This is a genomic window from uncultured Desulfovibrio sp. (genome assembly GCF_902477725.1).
Taxonomy (GTDB): Bacteria; Desulfobacterota; Desulfovibrionia; order Desulfovibrionales; family Desulfovibrionaceae; genus Desulfovibrio.
This window is the reverse complement of sequence record NZ_CABSIF010000016.1, coordinates 1-21,688: the sequence shown is the minus strand read 5'-3', so window position 1 is coordinate 21,688 and position 21,688 is coordinate 1. Positions and strand designations below refer to the sequence as shown.

19 protein-coding genes and 1 pseudogene are annotated in these 21,688 nt (G+C 58.3%); 4 read left to right on the top strand and 16 right to left on the bottom strand.

Translation table 11 applies throughout. From position 1 onward, the window contains the following. Positions 1-255: 255 nt before the first annotated feature. The 16 genes from fliE to RDK48_RS13035 form a co-directional block, all read right to left on the bottom strand. Positions 256-702 (bottom strand): flagellar hook-basal body complex protein FliE, encoded by a 447-nt coding sequence (fliE, locus tag RDK48_RS13110; RefSeq protein WP_308588011.1) that lies wholly within the window; start codon positions 700-702, stop codon positions 256-258. 204 nt (positions 703-906) lie between these two features. Continuing rightward, entirely contained in the window at positions 907-1,344 is a 438-nt protein-coding gene (flgC, locus tag RDK48_RS13105; protein WP_240824572.1) for a flagellar basal body rod protein FlgC, read from the bottom strand. 72 nt (positions 1,345-1,416) lie between these two features. Next, positions 1,417-1,830 (bottom strand): flagellar basal body rod protein FlgB, encoded by a 414-nt coding sequence (gene flgB / locus RDK48_RS13100; protein WP_298998634.1) that lies wholly within the window; start codon positions 1,828-1,830, stop codon positions 1,417-1,419. A 231-nt stretch (positions 1,831-2,061) separates the two neighbouring features. After that, positions 2,062-2,592 (bottom strand): 3'-5' exonuclease, encoded by a 531-nt coding sequence (locus RDK48_RS13095; RefSeq protein ID WP_298998636.1) that lies wholly within the window; start codon positions 2,590-2,592, stop codon positions 2,062-2,064. A gap of 2 nt (positions 2,593-2,594) precedes the next feature. Next, positions 2,595-3,017: a hypothetical protein gene (locus RDK48_RS13090; protein ID WP_298998638.1), complete on the bottom strand. Its 423-nt coding sequence runs from the start codon at positions 3,015-3,017 to the stop codon at positions 2,595-2,597. 31 nt (positions 3,018-3,048) lie between these two features. Next, positions 3,049-3,537, bottom strand: a complete 489-nt coding sequence (locus tag RDK48_RS13085) for a thermonuclease family protein (RefSeq protein WP_298998641.1) — start codon at positions 3,535-3,537, stop codon at positions 3,049-3,051. A gap of 122 nt (positions 3,538-3,659) precedes the next feature. Next, a complete protein-coding gene (feoB, locus tag RDK48_RS13080; RefSeq protein WP_298998645.1) occupies positions 3,660-5,891 on the bottom strand; it encodes a ferrous iron transport protein B in 2,232 nt (743 codons plus the stop codon). Between the two features lie 443 nt (positions 5,892-6,334). After that, entirely contained in the window at positions 6,335-6,610 is a 276-nt protein-coding gene (locus RDK48_RS13075) for a DUF2325 domain-containing protein (RefSeq protein WP_298998647.1), read from the bottom strand. A 208-nt stretch (positions 6,611-6,818) separates the two neighbouring features. Further along, positions 6,819-7,586, bottom strand: coding sequence for a tryptophan synthase subunit alpha (trpA, locus tag RDK48_RS13070; RefSeq protein WP_298998649.1), 768 nt, complete (start codon positions 7,584-7,586; stop codon positions 6,819-6,821). Positions 7,587-7,588: 2 nt separating this feature from the next. Beyond that, a complete protein-coding gene (gene trpB / locus RDK48_RS13065) occupies positions 7,589-8,782 on the bottom strand; it encodes a tryptophan synthase subunit beta (RefSeq protein WP_298998651.1) in 1,194 nt (397 codons plus the stop codon). Beyond that, positions 8,779-9,411 carry a phosphoribosylanthranilate isomerase gene (locus RDK48_RS13060; RefSeq protein WP_298998653.1) on the bottom strand — a complete coding sequence of 211 codons (633 nt, stop codon included), beginning with the start codon at positions 9,409-9,411 and terminating at the stop codon, positions 8,779-8,781. The genes trpB and RDK48_RS13060 overlap by 4 nt, the downstream gene beginning before the upstream one ends. Then, positions 9,405-10,238: an indole-3-glycerol-phosphate synthase gene (locus RDK48_RS13055; protein ID WP_298998656.1), complete on the bottom strand. Its 834-nt coding sequence runs from the start codon at positions 10,236-10,238 to the stop codon at positions 9,405-9,407. Before RDK48_RS13055 ends, RDK48_RS13060 begins: the two co-directional genes overlap by 7 nt. Then, positions 10,228-11,820, bottom strand: a complete 1,593-nt coding sequence (gene trpD / locus RDK48_RS13050; protein ID WP_298998658.1) for an anthranilate phosphoribosyltransferase — start codon at positions 11,818-11,820, stop codon at positions 10,228-10,230. The genes RDK48_RS13055 and trpD overlap by 11 nt, the downstream gene beginning before the upstream one ends. After that, complete coding sequence (locus RDK48_RS13045) at positions 11,801-13,258, bottom strand: anthranilate synthase component I family protein (RefSeq protein ID WP_298998660.1); 1,458 nt, start codon at positions 13,256-13,258, stop codon at positions 11,801-11,803. Before RDK48_RS13045 ends, trpD begins: the two co-directional genes overlap by 20 nt. A 344-nt stretch (positions 13,259-13,602) precedes the next feature. After that, on the bottom strand, positions 13,603-15,795 hold the full coding sequence (locus tag RDK48_RS13040; protein WP_298998662.1) for a glutamine synthetase III: 2,193 nt from the start codon (positions 15,793-15,795) through the stop codon (positions 13,603-13,605). Positions 15,796-16,145: 350 nt separating this feature from the next. Beyond that, positions 16,146-16,568, bottom strand: a complete 423-nt coding sequence (locus tag RDK48_RS13035) for a peptidylprolyl isomerase (RefSeq protein WP_298998664.1) — start codon at positions 16,566-16,568, stop codon at positions 16,146-16,148. A 413-nt stretch (positions 16,569-16,981) separates the two neighbouring features. Here RDK48_RS13035 and lysA point away from each other — a divergent pair, with 413 nt between their 5' ends. The 4 genes and pseudogenes from lysA to RDK48_RS13015 form a co-directional block, all read left to right on the top strand. Beyond that, on the top strand, positions 16,982-18,250 hold the full coding sequence (lysA, locus tag RDK48_RS13030) for a diaminopimelate decarboxylase (protein ID WP_298998666.1): 1,269 nt from the start codon (positions 16,982-16,984) through the stop codon (positions 18,248-18,250). Between the two features lies 1 nt (position 18,251). Next, entirely contained in the window at positions 18,252-19,664 is a 1,413-nt protein-coding gene (locus RDK48_RS13025; protein ID WP_298998668.1) for an MATE family efflux transporter, read from the top strand. A gap of 89 nt (positions 19,665-19,753) precedes the next feature. Continuing rightward, the gene (locus RDK48_RS13020; RefSeq protein WP_298998670.1) at positions 19,754-20,647 is read left to right on the top strand and encodes a DUF2156 domain-containing protein; all 894 of its coding nucleotides are present in this window, start codon (positions 19,754-19,756) and stop codon (positions 20,645-20,647) included. A gap of 869 nt (positions 20,648-21,516) precedes the next feature. Next, positions 21,517-21,688 (top strand): annotated as a pseudogene (locus tag RDK48_RS13015) (sulfite reductase, dissimilatory-type subunit alpha); the annotation flags it as partial.

The window sequence follows — 21,688 nt, the reverse complement described above, 5'->3', positions numbered from 1 at the left end:
AGCAATTGCCATGCCATATTACAACATACTGTAATTATATAGTTTTTTAAAACACCCCCCTGGTTCATTCAAATTTGTGACGCAGCGCCAGAAACGCCGAATCCCCCAAGGCACAGCCAGTGGGGGATTCGGCGTTCAGGAGTATCACGCGCGGAAATAAAAATCTGGAATTTGTAAAATGCACCTGCCCGGACGCATCACAATGTAAATAAACACTCTGCGCCCCGGCGGCGAACATATGATCATGCAGATGCCTTAGAACTGCATGCGGGAAATTTCCTTGTACGCCTCAAGCACCTTGCCGCGCACGGCAGAGGTCAGCTTCATGGCCATGCTGGATTTCTGCATGGTGATCATAAGTTCGTGCACATTCTGGGTGCGGCCTGCGGCGAAGTCTTCGATAGCCGCATTTTTGGCGCTGTCCAGTTCGTTAACCTTGTTGAGCGAACTTTTGATGGTGCCGGAAAAGCTGTTCTGCGGCGTCACCGGCGTGTGCGCCTGTGTGGGATATTTGATAAAATCCGCTTGGGCGCCAAAATTTTCGCCACGGTCAACGCTGTCGCGCAAAAGGCTCTGGTCAAGAGTTTTGGCAAACTGGGTCTGGCCGCCGATGGAGCCGCCCTGCTGCAGGCCGCTCTGCACCTTGCTGAAATTCTGCACTGCTTCGCTGTACGCCCGCATGCCAACTGCCTGAATGCTCATAACAACCTCCGCGCTCCAGAAAAATCTTTTTTATGCTGTCATCGTGGTCATGGCTTAGGGGATGCTTCTAAATAAAAGATTTTGCGCCGAGGACAAGGAAAACAGTGTTTTTTACGACAGGAGTGGACTCTTTCTGTCCATGACTGGAGTAAAAAATGCTGTATGACGCAGTAATCGGCCAAAAGAATTATTTAGTAACAGACCCTAGCGGCCAATATCCAAAGCCTTGATGAACATGCCCTTGACGGCATCCACGGTGGTGACGTTGGCCTCGTAGTTGCGCTGGGCAGTCATGAGGTTGGCCATTTCCTCAACCACGTTGATATCGGGGTACATGACGTAGCCTTCCGCATTGGCGTCAGGGTTGCCTGGCTCGTACACCCGCTTGAAGGGCCGATTGTCCATGGTCACGGCAGAAACACGCACGCCCTGCACCGCCCTGTCGAGGGCCGAACGCATGTGGATGGAAAAAGGATCATCCACATCAGCCGTTTGCTGCACCACGCTACGCCGACGGTACGGCCCACCCTGGGGCGTGCGCGTTGTCTTGGCGTTGGCAAGGTTCATCGAAATGGTGTTGATGCGGGTGCGGTCGGCTGCAAGGCCGGACGCGCTGATATCAAATGCCGTCATGAAGTCCATGGCTTCCTCCTACACTGTCCGCTGCCGGGGATCTTATGCCGCGTATGGAAGCGGCGCGGCGGCGGGCAAAAATCAGGACTGCTTGCCATCCTGAATGATGTTGTTCAGTCCTTCAAAAGACTTGCTCATCACCTGGGTAAGCGCTGTGTACTGCAACTGGTTCTTGGCATGCTTGGCCATTTCTTTATCAATATTCACGCGGTCTTCGCCGTGAACAACACGCGGTTTGACCGCCATATCCCATTCCGGTCCAAAAGAATCAGGCCTGAAAGCCGTGGGCATATGAGAAGATTCCGTGCGGGTCATCTCCCCGCTGGAATCAAGCCCGAGGGCCGATTGCAGTTCTTTTTCAAAAGACAGCTCGCGCGGCTTGTAGTTGGGCGTCTCCACGTTGGCGATATTGCCCGAAATGACGTTCTGCCGCTGCAACTGCATATCCATGACCTTGCCCACAAGGCCTATCTGCATATTGAACATTGATTTCATACTACGTACCCCCGTGGTTCACGGAAATCTGCTTGCCAAGCCTTTAGCAACAAGCGTTCCACAACATAAAAAGCATGTAATTAAGATATGTTAAAAAACAAAGAACGGGCAGAGGTCGGTATTTTGACAGACGCAGGGAGTTCCGTCAGGCCAGAACGCAAGCGCAAAAAACAAAAAACCCGCCCGAAAATCCGGGCGGGGTCAATCTGGCAGGAATGGACGAACTGCGGCTTACAGTTTCATCTGGGCATCGGTAACGCCCAGAGCGTGCAACTGCAAATAGATGCGGGCGCAGGCTTCCGCATCCGACCCTGCATGGTGGTGGTTCAGCGCTATGCCAAAGTAGGCACTCACGCTGCTGAGCTTTTTGGAGGCAAGCGGCAAACTGCGGCGGGAGCCTTTGAGCGTACACAAAAAAGGCGCACGGGGTTCCTGCACTCCCACTGCATGGCAGCTTGCGGCAAGCACACGCTTGTCAAAGGAGGCATTGTGCGCAAGCAGGCTGCCCGCCCCTTCAAGAAAGGCATCTATTTGCGGCCACAGTTCGGCAAAAGTGGGCGCATCCTTCAGCATGGGCCAGGTCAAACCGTGGATCTCGGTAAACATCACGCGAGATGACGGCGGCCTGATGAGGCTGTAAAAAATATCGGTCACGCTGCCCTGCTCAATACGAGCAAGGCCCACGGCGCAAGCGCTGTGGGCCGAGTAGCCGGAAGTTTCAAAATCAATAGCTACACTACGGCTCAAATCTGTAGAAACCACACTTACTCTTTTGCAGCTTTGTGGGCGGCTTCGGCCAAACGCGCCTTGATATAGTCGCGCATGACGGCATCGTCGTCCTCGAGGTTAAAGCAACGGGCGTCTTCGCCCATGAGGCCGCCGGGCACAAAGTCGCCCTTTTCGCCGGGGTCAGAGACCATTTCGTCATAAAAACAAATGGAAAGCCAGCGGCTTGCCGGTTCATCATCCACCACATCCAGCAGCACAAAGAGTACACGTTCGGTCTGTACGCTGTGGCGCGCCCGCAGGGAATAACTTACGCCGGGCCGGGCCTTGAAGGTAAAGGAAATATTGCTGTGCGCGGCCAGAAAATTCATGTATTCCGTAAATGATTTCTTGATGTTAAGAGGGTCATCCTGCCAGGAATCAAGAAATTTACGCAGTTCTTCGGAACCTGTAACTTCCATACGCGCTCCTTTTATGGGTTACGGCGGCGTGTCAGCGGGTCCATTGCCAGGGGGGGGTGCCAATGTTCAGCCCCCAAATGCCACGCCTGTCCAATACCGCCTGATGCTCCTGAATAAGCCAGCGACGGCAAAAAATAGCCCTGCACTTCTGCCTGTCCACCCAGGCCAGACCTTCCATCACCAGCTTGTAGTTGACGGAATCACCGCTCACCTGCACAAGCGCGGTAATGGGGCCAGCTTCGAGCTGCCCCACGTCTTCAACTTCCACTTTGGCCCCCGTGGGCATCATGCGCTGCAAATAGGCCAGCGCCTGAGGCCCGTAAGGCTGCCTGAGACTGGGAGCTTCAATGCCGTAAAAAACCAGTACTTTCTCTGGTTCTTCACTGTCTTTCTTGGTGCTGACTGAAATGGTATTGCCGTCTTCCACTCTTACCACATACGCATCCCACGTTGTAGCCGCAGCAGCGGGAGACACAGCCAGAACCATAAGGATTATACTTGCAAAAAGCCGGTTGAGCATTGCTGAACCCCTCGGTAAAGGCCTGCAAATGTGCGCCAGCAGATAATGCCTGTGCCGCCAGACCTTTGTCAAGGCAGGCGGCACAGGCATCAAGGAGGGGAATCAGAAATCAAACAGTAGTGCTACCCCCAGACAGTACGTCCTATCTGGTAGGCGGCTGTGGCTACAGCAAAGGCCAGAGCAGTGTTGAACACAATGCTGAACGCCACCCAGCCCCAGCTGCCAGCCTCTTGCCGAATGACCACCAGGGCCACAAAGCAGGGGGAATACAGCAGTACGAAGAGCATCAACGAAAGCGCGGTGGCCTTTGACCATGCTTCATCACCCTTGAGACGCTCCGCCAAGGGGGCGGCGTCTTCGGGATCCTGGTCGCCCATGGCGTAGGCAGTGCCCATGGTGGCCACAACAGCTTCCTTGGCGGCCACACCGGCCAGCAGGGCTATATCGGTGCGCCAGTCAAAGCCCATGGGGCGCGTGGCGGGTTCCACGGCCTTGCCAAGACGGCCAGCCACGGAGAAGGCCAGGGCTTCTTCCTTAAGCTCGTTGCGCACATTGCCGAGTTCTTCTTCAATGGGGGCGCGGGCTTCGTCACCTTCAGGGATAGCCGCGATCTTTTCCTCAAGCTGGGCGATCTGGGCATCAAAGGGTGCGGACTTGTCTTCCGGCAGACCGGGGAAGGTCATGGCGGCCCAGATCAGGATGGAAATGGCCACCAGCACGGTACCGGCCTTTTTGAGGTACATCCAGGCTCGTTCCCAGCAGTGCAGCAAAAGGCTCATGAGGGTAGGCATGCGGTACGGGGGCAGCTCCATAACAAAGGGAGTGGCCTCGCCCTTGACGATGGAAGAGCGCAGCAGGCGCGCCACCAGCAGAGCCATGACCCAACCTGTTATCATGATAAGGAACATGACGGTGGGGGCGCTGTCAGGAAAGAATGCCCCGGCCAGCAGCAAGAACACAGGCAGCTTTGCGCCGCAGGTCATGTAAGGCAGCGTCAGCAGGGTTGCCAGTTTTTCCTTTGGGCTGCGCAGGGTACGGGTCGCCATGACACCGGGGATAGCGCAACCGCCCGCAATACCGCCAGCGATAATATAGGGCATGACCGATGCGCCGTGCAGGCCGAAAAAGCGGAAGATGCGGTCCATCATGTAGGCCACACGGGCCATGTAGCCGCTGTCTTCCATAAAGGATATGAGCGCAAACATGATGAGGATGAGCGGCACAAAGCTGACCACGCCACCAACACCCGCGATGATGCCGTCAACAATAAGCGACTGGGCAAAGCCCTCTGGCAGCAGGCTTGTGCAGGTATCGCCCAGCAATTTAAAGCCGTCTTCAACCCAGCCTTTGGGATAATCGCCCAAAGTAAATGTTACCTGAAACATCAGGTAGAGCACGCCGATCATGATCAGCGGCCCAAGAAAGGCGTTGGTGAGTACCTTGTCCAGCTTGTCGGAAATGGCCAGTCTGTCCTTGCCGGCATCCTGGGTCACGATGCCGTCGCGCAGGAGGCTGCGGATAAAGCCGTAGCGGTAATCTGTGATGATGGATTCAAGATTGGCGTTGAGCGTGCTGCGCACATGAGCGGCAGCCTTTTTGCGCATGCCCTCAAGCTCTTCGGCCAGGGCGGCATTGGTGGCGCGAACCTCGCTCATGATTTCACTGTCGCCTTCAAGTATTTTGAGGGCAATCCAGTGGGGCATGTATTTTTTTGTCAACAACCCACTGTCTTCAATACGCTTTTCCATATCCAACAGCACAGGGTCAATATCGCTGCCGTAAGAAATACGCAGGGCATTGGCCTTGCCCTCCTGCGCCAACCTGATGGCGACAGCCATGGCTTCATCAAGCCCCTCGCCAGAGCGTGCCACCATGGGCAGCACGGGGATGCCCAGCAGTTCACTAAGGCGCTCCATATCTATATGGATGCCTGCGGCGCGGGCTTCGTCCATCATGTTGCAGCCAAGCACCACGGGAATGCCCATTTCGAGCATCTGCACGGTAAGCAGCATGTTGCGCTCAAGGGCCGAGGCGTCCACAACGTCAATAACGGCCTGCACATTGCCAGCCGCCAGCTCGCGACGCGCCACCAGCTCTTCCATGGAATAGGCGGTCAGCGAGTACGTTCCGGGCAGGTCAACCACGGTAACCTGCTTGCCGCCCACGGTGATGTGCCCTTCTTTTCTGTCAACCGTAACACCGGGATAGTTGCCCACATGCTGTCGGGCACCAGTGTAGCCGTTGAAAACCGTTGTCTTGCCGCAGTTGGGATTGCCAGCAAGAGCTATCCGCAGCTTTCCATCAGCGTTGAAATTGGCATCATCGGGATTATTAAACTGCCGAACCGCGCTCATGCACGCACCTCCCCCATGCTATAAACAGACTGACGCCGCACTTGCGACATCCCAGCCATTACCGCGAACAAAAATTTGTTCATACCAGCCTTCCTGCCAGCAGCCTTGCCGTCATACGGCTTGCCTTTTCCGACCTGTTTTCGATCCTGCCGAAGTGTCTCAGGAAAGGCGCTGCTCAAAAAATTGAAATTCAATTCCAAAGTCCTGATTGATTTAGCTACCTGCCCCCCAAATGTCAAGCGATGGATACTAATTTTCCGCAACTTTACTCAGCCAATTGAGCTCATGCCCAATACACCCGCGCCCAGCCAGATTCCCCCCGCCTCAAATGTTGCCCCAAGCAGTGACCTGCAAAAAAACGGGAGGCCGCCGACCTTGGTCAACGGCCTCCCATCCCGTCACCGGGTTGGCAGTTCTGCATTGAAGAACGCTCCTTCAGCAGTCTATGCGCCCTTGAGGCATTCACGCAGGGAAGATACGCCGCACGAATGAACCATTTGCAGAGGGATGTTGCGCGAACGCGCCACCTGCACGGCCTTGCGTTTGGCTTCGTGCGAAATTTTATTGGTGAACACGATCATGGCGTCAGGGTTGCCGATTTTGTCCACAAAATTGCGCTCATTGCGGGTAATGAACTTCAGGGAATGTCCGTCCTGCTCCGCCGCCGCCATGTAGTCTTGTTTCAGTCGGTCCATACCGCCTATCAGGGTTACGCACATATGATCCTCCGTCTTTTGCCGCACTGCTCAATTTTGCGCGGGTGGTGTTGCTCTGTGCCTCTCTTTTAATTGAAAAAGAATTTCAAAGTCAAGAGGTCTGGATCATATTTTTGAAAATAAATTTCAATACAAATAACAAGGGCGCTCTCCCCTGCGGAAAAGCGCCCTGATTTTGTGCAAAGGACGATAAAAAAGCTTCTATTCCCAGCTACTTCCAGCGGGCCAGAAATTCTGCGGCGCTGTTGCCTGCGTCAATATGCTTGAGCAGGGCGCTGCCGAAAACAACGGCATCTGGCCGTGCATCGGGCGAAAGAGCCTCAAGCTGCGAAGGCTCACGCAGGCCAAAGCCAAGAGCCAGCGGTAGCTTGAAAGCAGAACGCGCACGCCGCATGGTCACTGCCACCTGGGGCGCAAGGTCGTTGCGTTCGCCAGTGATGCCCATGACCGAAACCACGTACACATAGCCTTCGCCCACGCTGTCATAGAGGGCCATGCGTTCCGCGCTGGTATTGGGGCCAACCAGAGGAATGAGGGCAATGCCTTCTTTTTTCAGGGCTTCACGCAGTGGCCCGGCCTCTTCATAGGGCAGATCAGGCACGATAAAACCATGCACGCCGCCGCGCGCGGCGTCCCGCGCCAGCTTTTCGTAGCCATATTGCAGAAAAGGATTCAGGTAGCCCATGAGTACCACACCAGCCTGAATTAGCCCCTTGCGTTCAATGAGTTCTTCCAGAATGCCGCGCAGGCTTACGCCATCGCTCAGGGCGCGGCGCGAGGCGTCTTCCACCACCGGGCCATCTGCCACAGGGTCGGAAAAGGGCACGCCGATTTCGATGATATCCGCGCCGCCTTCGTCCAGTTCCATCAGCGTGGGCCAGAAAGTGGACTGATCGGGAAAGCCCGCCGTCAAAAAGGGAATCAGTGCCGGGCGACCGGCTGCCTTGGCATCGCGGATTTTCTGTTCAAGAATATTCATGACTACACCTCTTCCTGGCCCTGCGCCGCAAAGCCCAGCGCCTTGTTGACAATGCCCAGATCCTTGTCGCCGCGGCCAGACAGGTTCACCACCACCTGATCGCCTTTTTTGAATTCCTGCGGGTGGTCGAGCACCCAGGCAAGAGCGTGCGAAGATTCAAGCGCAGGCAGGATGCCCTCTGCGCGGCACAGACGCTGGAAGGCGTTGAGCGCGTTGGCGTCCTTGACCATGCCGTAATGGACGCGCCCGATTTTTTGCAGCCATGAATGTTCTGGCCCCACGCCGGGATAATCCAGCCCGGCAGAAATGGAGTGCGAGGGTTCAACCTGGCCGTCTTCGTTTTGCAGCAGCATGCTGTACGAACCGTGCAGAACACCGGGGGTACCAAGATTAAGCGGGGCGGAATTGAAACAGCCGGTCTCGCCCGTGCCTGCCGCCTCCACGCCGATGATGCGCACGCTGGCGTCATCCACAAAGGGATGGAACATGCCGATGGCGTTGGAACCGCCGCCCACGCAGGCAACCACGGCATCAGGCAGCCGCCCGGTTCTTTCCAGCATCTGGGCGCGGGTTTCACGGCCAATGACGCTTTGCAGCATGCGCACCAGCTTGGGGAAGGGGTGCGGCCCGGCAGCGGTGCCAAAGCAGTAATGGGTTGTTTTCTGGCTGCCGATCCAGGCGCGCAAGGCCTCGTTGATGGCATCCTTGAGGGTGCGGGTGCCGCTTTCCACCGCATGCACGGTAGCGCCCAGCAGCTTCATGCGCATGACGTTGGGGGCTTGCCGCACCACATCTTCCGCACCCATATAGATGGTGCATTCCAGACCCAGGCGGGCGGCAGCGGCAGCGGTGGCAACGCCGTGCTGGCCAGCGCCGGTTTCCGCCACCAGGGCTGTTTTGCCCATGTACTTGGCAAGCAGGGCCTGCCCAAGGGTGTTGTTGACCTTGTGCGCGCCCGTATGCAGCAGATCCTCGCGCTTGAGCCACAGGTCAAAACCCAGCTCGCCCGAAAGCGTGGGGCAATAGGTCAGCGGCGTTTCGCGCCCGGCATAGTTGAACAGCAGGTCTTTCAGCTCTGCCTGAAACTTATCGGTGGGATAAATGTCGCGCATGGCCGCTTCCACTTCCATAAGGGGCGGCATAAGCAGTTCGGGAACAAAGCAGCCGCCGAACTCACCAAAGTAACTGTCTTTCATAGCGAATACCCATTGCCTTTGGAGTTTGCGGCCATGAATGCAGCCGCCATTTTTTCCCTGTTTTTACACCCCGGCGCGTCTTCCACGCCGGAATTGAAATCCACCCCGGCAGGCGCGCACATGCCTACGGCCTTTGCCACATTGGCTGCGCTCAATCCCCCGGCAAGCAGCCAGGGATGCGCCGGGCGCAGGCTGGCCAGATCCGACCAGTCCAGCTTGTGCCCGCTGCCGCCGCCTTTCAGCCCCGCGTCAAGCAAATAATAGGCGCAGGCTTCAGCATTGCGTTGTAAATCATTGTACAACAAAGCGCGGTGGGTGTAACGGTCTGGCCAGAGCACCCGAATGACGCGCTCCGCGCCGATGGCGCGGGCGCATTCCACACTCTGGTGACCGTGCAGTTGCGCATAATCAAGCCGGGCTTCGTCCATGATACGCCGGATTTCGTCCGAACCCTGATTTACAAAAACGCCCACCCGCAGCATGGATCCACTGCCCAAGGCTGCAGCCTGCGCAACCGTCACGCCGCGCGGGCTGCGGGGGTGAAAAATAAAACCGCACATGGCAGCCCCTAGGCTGGCCGCATGGTCAACATCCTCTTGCCGTGTGAGGCCGCAGAACTTGATCAGCATGTGCAATCTCCCTCAGTTTTGGCCGCAGCTCCCAGCAGGGTCGCCAAGGCCTCGCCCGGAGCGCCGCCTTCCATCAGGGCGCTGCCCACAAGGGCGGCGTGATACCCCGCAGCTGCCGCTGCCCGCAGATGCTCTGCGCGACTCATGCCGCTGGCTGCAATCCACAGTTCGCCATTGGCTGGCGGGCAGGACTGTATCAGTTGCAGGCAGGCATCGCGATCCACCGCCAGACTTTCCAGATCGCGGGCGTTGACCTGTATGATGCACGCCCCGCTCTCGCGGGCCAGGCGCAGGTCTTCCGCATCAAATATCTCCACCACTGCCTGGATGCCGTAGCCCTCCGCCTGTTCGCGCAGGGCGCGCAAGGTCGCGGCGTCCGGCGTCAGGCGCACAATGAGCAACAATGCCGAGGCTGGCGTGGCTGCCGTGGCCCGCACCTGCAAAGGATCAAAAATAAAATCCTTGCGCAGCAGAGGCACACGCGGCCCATTGTAGAGCGCCGGGTCAGCGGCGCGGGCCAGATATTCCAGGCGCCCGCGGAAAAAGGTTTCTTCCGTCAGCACCGAGACGGCGCTGGCCCCTGCGGCGGCATACTGGCGCGCCACATCTTCCACAGCCAGACTCTCGCAGATCACGCCGCGCGAGGGCGAGGCCCGCTTGTATTCCGCCACCACCGCCAGAGGGCAGCCCGGCGCGCGGAGGGTCAGGGCCGCAGCAAAGTCTGGGCGCTGGCCTTCGTATACTGCGGGCAGAGCGCCCTGTGCTTCCAAAGCACGCAGAGCCTCTACCTCAGCCTCCTTGGCCTTGCGAAAGCGCTCAAGCAGCATTGAGCACCTTCCTGCCCACACCGGCGCTCACGGCCTCGCGGGCGCGGGCCATGCACAGGGCCATATCCATCTTTTCTTCCAGCAGGTAGATGGCAAGCCCCACATTGAGCACCACCATGTCCATCATGGCGCGCGGCCCCTGCCCGTTGAGAATATCCTTGAGCACGGCCACGGCTTCTTCCTTGCCGCTCACGGCCAGGTCTTCCACAGTGCAGGATGCAATGCCGAATTCCTGCGGGTCAAGCATCATGGGCGTCACCTTGCCATTGTGCAGCAGGGCCATCTTGGTGGGGCCGATGGGCGTTACCTCGTCATAGTTGCCCGAACCGCAGACCACGGCGGCGCGGTGCAGGGGTGACTGCATGAGTGTTTCGGCCACCAGCTCCACCAGTTCGGGCCGCGCCACGCCCATGAGCAGATGGCTGGGCCGCGCCGGGTTAATCATGGGGCCAAGAATGTTGAACAGGGTCCGCACGCCCATCTCCTTGCGCACAGGGCCGATATTGGCAAAGGAAGGATGAAAGTACGGGGCAAATATAAAGGCGAAATTACGCTTTTTGACCATCTCCGCCACAGAGGCGGGGTCTTTTTCCAGCGTGATGCCGAGGGCTTCCAGAGCATCCGCGCTGCCGCACTTGGACGAAACCGCCCGGTTGCCGTGCTTGACCACCCTGTAGCCCATACCTGCCAGCGTCAGAGATGAAGCCGTGGAACAGTTGAAGGAATGACGTCCATCCCCGCCGGTGCCCACCACATCAATGGTTGTTCCCGAAATGCCGTCCACGCGCACGGCGCGGGCCAGTGCGGCGCGTGTGGCGTGAGCCAGTTCAAGGGCGCTCTCGCCCTTCATGCGCAGCCCCATGAGGAAGCCGCCCGCCTGCGCCGGGGTCATCTTGCCGTCCATGAGGGCCGCAAAACCCGCCGCCGCCATTTCGGCGGAGAGGTCTTCCCGGCGGGCCAGACGCTCCAGAATACCGGAGAAGTCGGAGGTTTCCGCACCTGTGCCAAGGATGCTCTGCGGGAAGTTGCCCAGCAGACGCAGGCCGTCCGGCGTAAGCACGGACTCGGGGTGGAACTGCACGCCAACCCACGGGCGGTCATTGTAGCGCAGGGCCATAACTTCACCTTCGGGAGCGCGGGCAGTGACCGTAAAGCGGGGATTTTCCGCGTCCTCATCGGCGCGCACCACAAGGGAGTGGTAGCGGCCCACGCGCATGGGGTTGGGCAGGCCCAAAAACATGCCAGTGCCGTCGTGCACGATTTCAGACTGTTTGCCGTGCATGATGCACGGGCCGACCTCAACCTTGGCCCCGGCATGCAGCCCCAAAAGCTGATGCCCAAGGCACACGCCCAGCACGGGAATGCGCGGGCTGAGGCGTTTGAGGAACTCCGGGCAAAGCCCCGCATCGGCGGGATGCCCCGGCCCTGGCGAAATGCAGACCATGGAAAGTTCTGGATTCACCGCCATGTCCAGCACGGCGGGGTCATCGTTGCGCAGCACCACGGGCTTGTGGCCCAAGGCGTAAAAAGCCTGCACAAGATTGTAGGTAAAGGAGTCGTAATTATCGATGAGCAGAAACATATTCTTCGTCCTCCGCACGCAGGGCCAGGCGCATGATGGCTGATTTGTTGCACACTTCCTTCCATTCCAGATCGGGATCGGAGTCATGCACGATGCCTCCGCCCGCCTGCCAGAAGAGCTTGCCGTCACGCATCCACATGCTGCGGATGGTGATGCCTGTGTCAAGGTTCACGCTGTCCTTGTCCAGACCAAGCCAACCGATGCAGCCAGCGTAAGGGCCACGCGCGCGGCCTTCCACCTCGCGGATGATTTCCATGGCCCGCACCTTGGGCGCGCCCGAAACCGTCCCCGCCGGGAAGGTGGCCGCCAGCACGTCCAGGGCGTCCAGGCCTTCCTCAAGCCGGGCGCTGACCCGACTGGTGAGGTGCATGACGTGGGAGTAGCGCTCAACTTCCATGTAGCGTTCCAGATTCACCGAGCCGGGCTGGGCCACGCGGCCAAGATCGTTGCGGCCAAGGTCGACCAGCATGACATGCTCGGCGCGTTCCTTGGGGTCGTCCCGCAGTTCGGCGGCAAGGGCGGCGTCTTCAAGGTCGTCCGCGCCGCGTTTGCGCGTGCCTGCAATGGGCGAAAGCTGCAAATGCCCCGCCGTGCAACGCACCATGACCTCAGGCGAAGAACCGAAAAGCGTCAGCTCGGGAAAGCGCATGTAGAACATATAGGGGGAAGCGTTGAACCGGCGCATGCGGCGGTACAGTTCAAAGGGATTGCCCTCAAAGGGCGTGGAAAACCGCACGGAAGGCACAACCTGAATGGCCTCGCCCTGACGCAGCATTTCCTTGATGCGGCGCACGTAATCCTTGTAGCCTTCCTCGCCGGGTTCGGCGCAGACATTATCGGGATTGATGCGCACGGCCCCGGCCTGCCCCGTGGCGCGGGCTTCAAGTGATTCACGCGAGCTTTGCAGCGCACGGTGTTCGCCCAGGCTCACCTGACAGAGCCGGTTGTACAGATGGTCGAACACAAGCACGGTCGACGGCAGCATGAGCAGGCAGTCGGCCTCGCTCTGCGGCATGACCGGGGCCAGTTTGGGATTGAACAGACCCGCCATGCCAAAGCCAAGATACCCGTAAAGAGCGCGGGTAATGGGCGGCAGATTTGTGATGTTGACCGGGCCATCTATGGTCAGCGCAGCCATGAGCGCCCGCAGGCCGTCCACAAAGGGTTTGCCCTCAAAGCGCGCCAGGGGTGTTAAGCTGCCGTTGCGGATGTCCAGCGCAAGCTTGCCATCACGGCAGGAGATGAACAAAGCCGCATCGCAGGCCAGGATGCTGTACCGGCCCCAGCGACCGTCCACCTCGGCGCTTTCAAGCAAGATGCCGTTACCGGCGCCGACCATGCCCATGAACAGGCTGATGGGCGTGTCCATATCCGCTGGCAACCAGCGGGCGGTTTGTTGCAGCGTCAGCATATGCTGCGCATCACCGTTATCTTTCATCTGGCGCATCCTTTGGGTTTTTGTGCCTGAAAAACAAAAAACGCCGTCTCCCTTGGGGAGACGGCGCCTACTTACGACAATGCCAACGTACCGGAACTATTAAGCCCGCACGTCTCCCCCACGCAGTTGGATGCGCCACCACCAGCCTTTGAAGCTGTTAGAAATGGTGTTGGAGAAAACGTTCATATAAATGCCTAGTTCCTTATGTTTCAAGTCACACTACGCATCCAGCCGCAGGCTGTCAACAACGCAGGACGGTTTTTCAGTAAATTTCCGTTACAGCCTCAGCTATGGCAAGCGGGAGGGCACGCCCGGAGCGGCTTTGCCCTCCCTGCTTCCTCGGCCTACTTGCCGAACAGAATTTCCTGATAATTGGGCAGCGCCCACAGGTCGTCAGCCACGCGCACTTCAAGCATGTCCGCGTAGCGGCGCACTTCAAGCATGCGGGGCAGCACATATTCGCGATAGCTCAGGGCGGCCTCAAAGCCGTAGCCCAGGCTGTCCGCCTTGGCCAGCACTTCTTCAAGCTGGCCGCAGGCATCCTGCATGAGGCGCAGATTTGAAGTGATTTCGGCCAGGGTCACAGTTTTGGGATCCTTGCCGATGGCGCGCATGTTGGCCGCGGCAGCGGCCAGTTCACCCTGATAGCGCATGCCCGCAGGGTAAATGATGGTGTGGGCCATGCGGATAACCAGATTGGCCTCGGTGCGCACGGTCTTGCAGTACTGCTCAAGGTAGATTTCCTGCCGCGCCTTGAGTTCGGCCTTGTTGAGCACGCCTGCCTTTTCATAAAGGCTGACCACTTCGGGCTTGGTCAGTTCGGCCAGAGCCTCGGGGGTGGTGCGCAGGTTGGGCAGGCCACGGCGCTCGGCTTCCTTGTGCCATACTTCGGAATAGCCGTCGCCGTTGAAGATAACGGCGCTGTGCTCGTCGATGACATGGCTGATAAAGGATTCCAGGGCCTGATTGAAGGTCTTGCCCTGGGCCAGTTCCTTTTCAAGCCAGTCGGCTGCAAAGCCCAGCGAATCGGCCATCATGGTGTTGAGAGCGGTGATGGAACCCGCCGCAGACTGGCTGGAGCCAAGCGCGCGGAACTCGAACCTGTTGCCGGTAAAGGCCACGGGGCTTGTGCGGTTGCGGTCGCCGGGATCGGCGGGCAGCGGCGGCAGCGTATCCACGCCCAGATTGAGGGCGCGGCCCGTGCGGCCACCGGCGGCGTTTTCAACGCGTCCGGCGCGGAAGGCTTCAAACACTTCCGTCAGCTGATCGCCAAGGAAGATGGACATGATGGCCGGCGGGGCCTCGTTGGCGCCCAGACGGTGGTCGTTGCTGGCGCTGGCGACGGTTGCGCGCAGCAGACCGCCAAACTTGTGCACGGCACGGATCATGGCGGCGCAGAACACCAGGAACTTGGCGTTGGCATGCGGGGTTTCGCCGGGATCAAACAGGGTGCCCAGCTCCGCATTGCCGATGGAATAGTTCAGATGCTTGCCCGAGCCGTTCACACCCGCAAAGGGTTTTTCGTGCAGCAGGCACTTGAGGCCGTAGCGCTTTGCCACGTTGCGCAGCTTGGCCATGATGATGTGGTTGTGGTCAACCGCGAGGTTGCTCACCTCAAAGAGAGGCGCGATTTCGTACTGGCTGGGGGCCACTTCGTTGTGGCGGGTGCGCACGGGCACGCCCAGCTTGTACAGTTCGCGCTCCACTTCCATCATGTACGAAAGCACACGCTGCGGGATAACGCCAAAATACTGGTCGCTGAATTCCTGCCCCTTGGCCGGGCGCGCGCCAAACAGGGAACGCCCGGCGATCTGGAGGTCGGGGCGGGCAAAATTGAAGTTGTGGTCAATGCAGAAATATTCCTGCTCAAGCCCGGCGTAGGAAACAATGGGCAGCGGCGTATCTTCGCCAAAGAGCGCCAGCACGCGGTGCGCCTCGCGGTTCAGAGCCTGGCCGGAACGCAGCATGGGCGTTTTTTTGTCCAGGGCAACACCCGTCCACGAAAGGAACATGGTGGGGATGCACAGGAAGGTGCCGTTGGGGTTCTCCATGATGTAGGCGGGGCTGGTCACATCCCATGCGGTATAGCCGCGCGCCTCAAAGGTGGAGCGCAGGCCGCCGGAGGGGAAGGACGAAGCGTCAGGTTCGCCGCGAATAAGCATGGAGCCGGAAAATTCGGCGATCACGCCGCCAGATCCGTCGGGCATCAGGAAGCTGTCGTGCTTTTCGGCAGTCTGCCCGGTGAGGGGATAAAAAATGTGGGTAAAGTGGGTGGCACCCTTTTCAATGGCCCAGTCTTTCATGACTGCGGCAACGGTATCGGCGATGGCGGGGTCCATGCGTTCGCCGAATTCAATGGTTTTACGCAGCGCCTTGTACACGCTCTTGGGCAGGCGTTCACGCATGATGCGGTCATTGAATACGTTGCACCCGAAAATATCGGTGGGTTTGGTGTCCACAAAATTCAGGGGGGCCGCTTCGGGTTTGTAAGTAGTGATGGCCTCAATGGCGCTTTGTCTGGCGGATTTGCTGCTCATGGACGAACCTCGCGCTCAGGGCTGGCGCAGTGTTGGGGGTGCCGATATTCCCGCTTATGGCGGTTGGATTTATGCCGCTGCATGCAAATCACAAAACGCCCGCGCCCGTGCTGCCCTGGCGCACGCGGACAAGGGGGGCTGTTGCAGAGACCTTGCGGACGCCGTGCAGACGCCCGCACCAAAGCCATGATCTCCGGGCCTGACCGTGAGGGCCAGGCCCGGAACAGTATACTCTACCGGAACGCGCCCTGGAGCTGCCCGCCACCACACAAAGCCAGCCATGCAGAATCAATCAACACGGCCAATAGGCAAAGGCAGCGGCAAAACCGGAACGCGAACCAGAAACCGCTTTAGTTCACGCTCACGATTTCGATTTCAAACGTCAGCGTCTTGCCAGCGAGGGGGTGGTTGGCGTCAAGGGTGATCTCGTCCGAGCCAACTTCGGTGATGGTCACGTCCATCTGGCCCTGCTCGTTGGAGAGCTGCAAGGGCACGCCCACGTTCAGGGGAATGTGGTCGGGCACCTGGGCGCGGGGAACGGTGAACACCAGTTCGGGATCAGCCTCGCCGTAGGCATCATCAGGCGCAACGGTCACGGTAACGGTTTCGCCCGCTTCGCGACCGTCAACGGCGGATTCAAAACCCGGGATCAGCATACCCTTGCCCATCACGAATTCCAGGGGTTCGCGCTCACGCGAAGAGTCGAACACAGTGCCATCGTCAAGGGTACCCGTGTAATGCGCGCGCACCGTATCGCCTTTTTTAATAGGCATAACTACTCCATTGCAGTGTATGTGGGCGGTCTGCGGCAGTGTGCCGCATCGTCGGCAGAAGCTGCCAGGGCAGAAACCCGCCCGCGAAAAGAATAACGCCCGATAATAAAGTGCAAGCAAAACACGCCGGGGGGCTTCTGTCAATCTGTAACGTTGTTACAAATGCCTCCAATCCCCCTGCCAGCGCGGGTTTGCGGACTTTGATCTTTTGCGCGTCATTACGGTAAAAATGCAACTGCCGTAGTTGCATTCCGCCCTGGCGCGACACTGCTGCCACACCGCCACTACAGCAGCTTGCAGGCTTGACAGAGTGCCATACGACACTAATAATCAGCAATTGCTCTCAACGGGAAAATCCCGCTCTTGTTCGGGCGGCACACGCAATCTTTCAGAGGTATCTCAGAGGTATTTTTATGTCCGATATTCGCTCCACGTGCACCGACGAATGCAATTTTTATGGCCGCCACACCCCCCGCGAGCTGGCTGAAACCTTCGGCACCCCTCTCTATGTATACAATGAGAACGTGCTGCGGCAGCGTTGCCGCGACCTTATGGGGCTTTCCAAACACCCCGGTTTCGGTGTGAACTATTCTGTTAAGGCCAATGCAACCCCCGCCCTGCTGCGCATAGTGCGCGAGGAAGGGCTGGTGGTAGACGCCATGAGCCCCGGCGAACTGTACATGGACGAGCTGGCCGGTTTTACGCCTGCCGAAATTCTGTATATTTCCAACAACAACTCCGAAGCCGAGCTGAAAAACGCCGTTTCGCGCGGGCTGCTTATCAGTGTGGATTCTCTTTCGCAGCTTGATACCCTTGGCCGCATCAACAAGGGTGGCAAGGTCATGGTGCGGTTTAACCCCGGCATTGGCGCGGGCCACCATGCCAAGGTCATCACCGCGGGCAAGGACACCAAGTTCGGCGTCACCCCCGACAAGCTGGACGAAGTTTTTGCCCTGCTTGAAAAGCACGACCTCACGCTGGCTGGCATCAACCAGCACATCGGCTCGCTCTTTATGGAACCCGACGGCTACCTTGATGCCGCCGAGGTGCTGCTGCACCTTGCCGACCGCCTGCCCTCCAGCATGCTGGCAAAACTCGAAGTCATCGACTTTGGCGGCGGCTTTGGCATTCCCTACCACAAGTACGAAGGTCAGGCCCGCCTGAGCATGACCGACCTTGGCAGCCGCCTGCACGCCCTCATTGCGGGCTGGTCTGAAAAATCCGGCTACAAGGGCCGTTTTCTTGTGGAACCGGGCCGCTATGTGGCCGCCGAATGCTGCGTTCTGCTGGGCACCGTGTTTGCCGTCAAAAACAATGGTGACAAGCGCTACGTGGGCACCAACCTGGGCTTCAACGTGCTTGTGCGCCCCGCCATGTACGATTCCTTCCACGATGTGGAAATTTACGGGGCCGACCCCCAGACCCGCAAAAACATGGTGCAGACCATTGTGGGCAATATTTGTGAAAGCGGCGATATCCTTGCCAAGGAACGCGAACTGCCCGTTATGTGCGAGGGAGATGTGCTTGGGGTACTTGACGCCGGAGCTTATGGATTTACTATGGGTTCCAACTACAACCAGCGTCGTCGCCCTGCTGAAGTTCTCATTCAAAGCGACGGCACTGCCAAACTTATCCGCCGCCGCGAAACCCTTGAGGATCTTGCGCGCTGCCTGATGGATTAATGTGACACAATTACGCGGCGCATCCGCGCAGCAGGCCCGGCCCGCGCCCGACCTGAGCACTTCCCCCCGCGCGGTCTGGCGGTTGACCTGGCCCCAGATGCTCATGATGTACCTTATGTTCTTCATGGGCTTTGTGGCTGTGTGGGTTGCCGGACAGATCAGCGCGGATGTTCAGGCGGCGCTGGGCATGGTGAACCAGTGCAGCATCCTGCTGATGGTGGTCGCCATGGCTGTTTCAAGCGGCGCTACGGCGGCTGTCAGCCAGTCGTTGGGCGCGCTTAAAGTCATGCGCGCCCAACGCTATATTGGCACAACTGTTATCGGCTGCATGGGGCTTGGTCTTCTTGTGGCCCTGGGTGCCGCCCTTTTCAGCGATGGCATACTGCGCATGCTCATGGTGCCTGACAGCATCATGCCGCAAGCCCGCGAAATGTGGGCCGCCAGCATGCTTGGTCTGCCCGCGCAGTATCTGTACGCGTCAACCGGGGTCATGTTCCGCGCCACGCGCCAGGTTTTGCCGCCCCTATGGGTTGCTTCCGGCGTGTGCCTGTGCAACCTGCTGGCCTGCCTTGGCCTTGGGCTTGGCTGGTTTGGCCTGCCAAACATGGGTTATATGGGCCTGATATGGGCCAACGTGGGCGCGCAGTATCTTGGCGCTGTATGCAACTGCGTGCTGCTGGCGCATTCCGGCTATCTGAACCGCAAATCCCTGCCCTCCCTGCGCTGGCTCCGCGCTGGCCTGCCCTACCTGCTCAAGGTGGCCCTGCCCGCAGGCGCGGCGCAGATCGTATGGCAGTCCGGCTACATGATGCTGTTTGTTCTGGTGGCGTCACTGCCCTCCGACAGCGTCAACGCGCTGGCCGGTCTCAATGCCGGTCTGCGGGTGGAGGCCCTGCTGTTTCTGCCGGGCATGGCCTTCAACATGAGCGTGGCCGTGCTGGTGGGCAACAGCCTTGGTGCGGGCAAATCCGCCGAGGCCCGGCGCGTGGCCCTCAATATGGTGACGCTTGCGGCTGTGGCCATGAGCTTTATGGCCGCCCTGCTCTGGCCCTTCCGGCAGGAGGTTGCCCACCTGCTCTCGCAGGAGCCGGGCACGCAAGCCCAGATTGTAAGCTACCTTACCTACAACCTGCTCTCCACACCCTTTTCCATCGCAAGCACTGTCATGGGCGGCGTGATGACGGGAGCCGGTGCCACCAAGTACAACCTCATGATTTTTGGCGGCAGTTTCTGGCTGGTGCGCTTGCCCTTGGGCTGGCTGCTTGGTCACATGCTCTGGGGCACCGCCTCGGGCGTATTTGTGGCCATGCTCGTATCCCAGATTCTGCAAACCAGCATCATGCTTTATGTGGTGCTCTTCAGCGACTGGACGCGCTTTGCCATGAGCCGCTGCCGTCAGCCGCAAACCCCGTAAATACCGCCCCGGAGGCCGCAATTGCGGCACCTCGGCATGCGCCCGCGCACTGTTTATGCATCTGCGCATTGAGACGCGAGGAGACGATTGTGAGCAAGACCTTTACCCCTGTCAGTCTGGACGGACGCCAGCAGTATTACGAACTGTGGGGCCGCACCCCTCAGCGTTCACTGGACTATACCCTGGCAAACCTGTGGGGCTGGCAGGATTACTACGGGCTTGAATGGTGCTTTGAGGACAACCTTTGCTGGATCCGCCAAACCCGGCCCTATGCCGTGTGCTGGGCCCCTGTGGGCGACTGGAACACGGTTTCGTGGAAGGATCTGCTGCCCTGCGGCTTCAACCCCGAAGCCCACAACATCACCCGCGTGCCGGAAAAACTGCTGGAAATCTGGCAGCGCGAACTGCCCGGCCTTGTGGATGCAGAAGAAGACCGCGGCCAGTGGGAATACCTGTACAAACAGGAAGAACTGGCGGAACTGCCGGGCAACCGCTTCCATAAAAAGAAAAATCATCTCAACAGCTATGTGAAGACTTACGGCCAGCCGGACTACCACACGCTGGATGACGCCATGGTTGAAGACGTGCTGGCAGTGCAGGACGACTGGTGCCAGTGGCACGAATGCGAGGAATCGCCTTCGCTCAGGGCCGAGAACGAGGCCATCAACCGTGTGCTCAGCCACTGGAACTGTTTTACCGGGCTCGTGGGCGGTTCGCTCTATGTGGACGGCAAGATGGTGGCTTTCAGCGTTGGCGAAAACCTGGACGGCGCAAACCTTGGCGTGCATTACGAAAAAGGCCTGAATGGCTTCAAGGGCGTGTACCAGACCATCAACTGCCTGTTCTCGCGCAACGCTGGCGCAGGATTTACCTACATCAACCGGGCGCAGGATCTGGACGAAGAAGGTCTGCGCCAGGCCAAAATGACCTACCTGCCTGCCGACTTTCTGCGCAAGTACAAGGTGCGCATCCGCAAGAGCTGACATTTAGCTGCTGCGCCGTAGCGTGGGGGGCAATCTCTGTTCACCGCGCTTCGGAGCTGAAATGCAGAAAAACCGCGCAGCCATCCTTTATCAGGGCGGTATGCGCGGTTTTCATTTGTGCGGCCTAACTTTTGCTGCTCTCGCCCGGTGCACAACCAGTTGAGGGAACTCCTTTGGCAGGCAACTCAAACAAATGCAAAACCCCGACGGAAGCCGGGGAATTGCACGAAAAAACAGTTGAGGTGGTTGAATCATGCCATAATTGGTATTCCTGTCAACATAAGATACCAGTCGACAGAAAATACCCTTTCATTACATTTTATCTACTTGCGACACCCTGCCTTGAAATTTTTTAATCTGCAATATTAATCTGATACGTGGCATGCGCAGATGTGCCCTTCTGGCCCTGACAGCAAAAATATCGCCGCCCGCCCTCCTTTAGAAAAAATATTTTTTAGCCCTCCTGCCTCTTCACCATATCCCAAGGCAGATCAAGCAAATGCCTTAGCCCACATAAAGCGACACCACTCAAGCACAGCAATATTTGCGTGAAAACAACGAAATTTCGTTTTTATTTATGAAATATCATTTCGCTGCAAGCATAGAATGACGCACAAAATTCCGCAATACACCGTAATTAAAGGAATAATATATAACGGCTTGGTTCTTGAATACTACGACCCAATGATGCTGCTCCCCCACACAATGGGGAAAGCATATTGGGCTGAAGCAGGCAAAAGGAAACCACGGAGACTGAGCGGGCAACTTGCCGTGCTTTGCGCAGCTTCCGATGGCATATGATTTTGCTCGATCAATGTCTGGCTTTGTGCTCTGGGCTGGACAGAACAATGAACTTTTGAGGTGTGATGATGTCAAAATTCGCAACGCCGCAGTTGGATCAGCTTGAATCCGGTCCATGGCCGAGCTTTGTATCCGATATCAAGCAGGAAGCTGCGCATCGCGCGGCCAATGCCAACAATGTCGAGTATCAGATCCCTGTGGACTGTCCTGAAGACCTTCTGGGTGTGCTTGAGCTTTCCT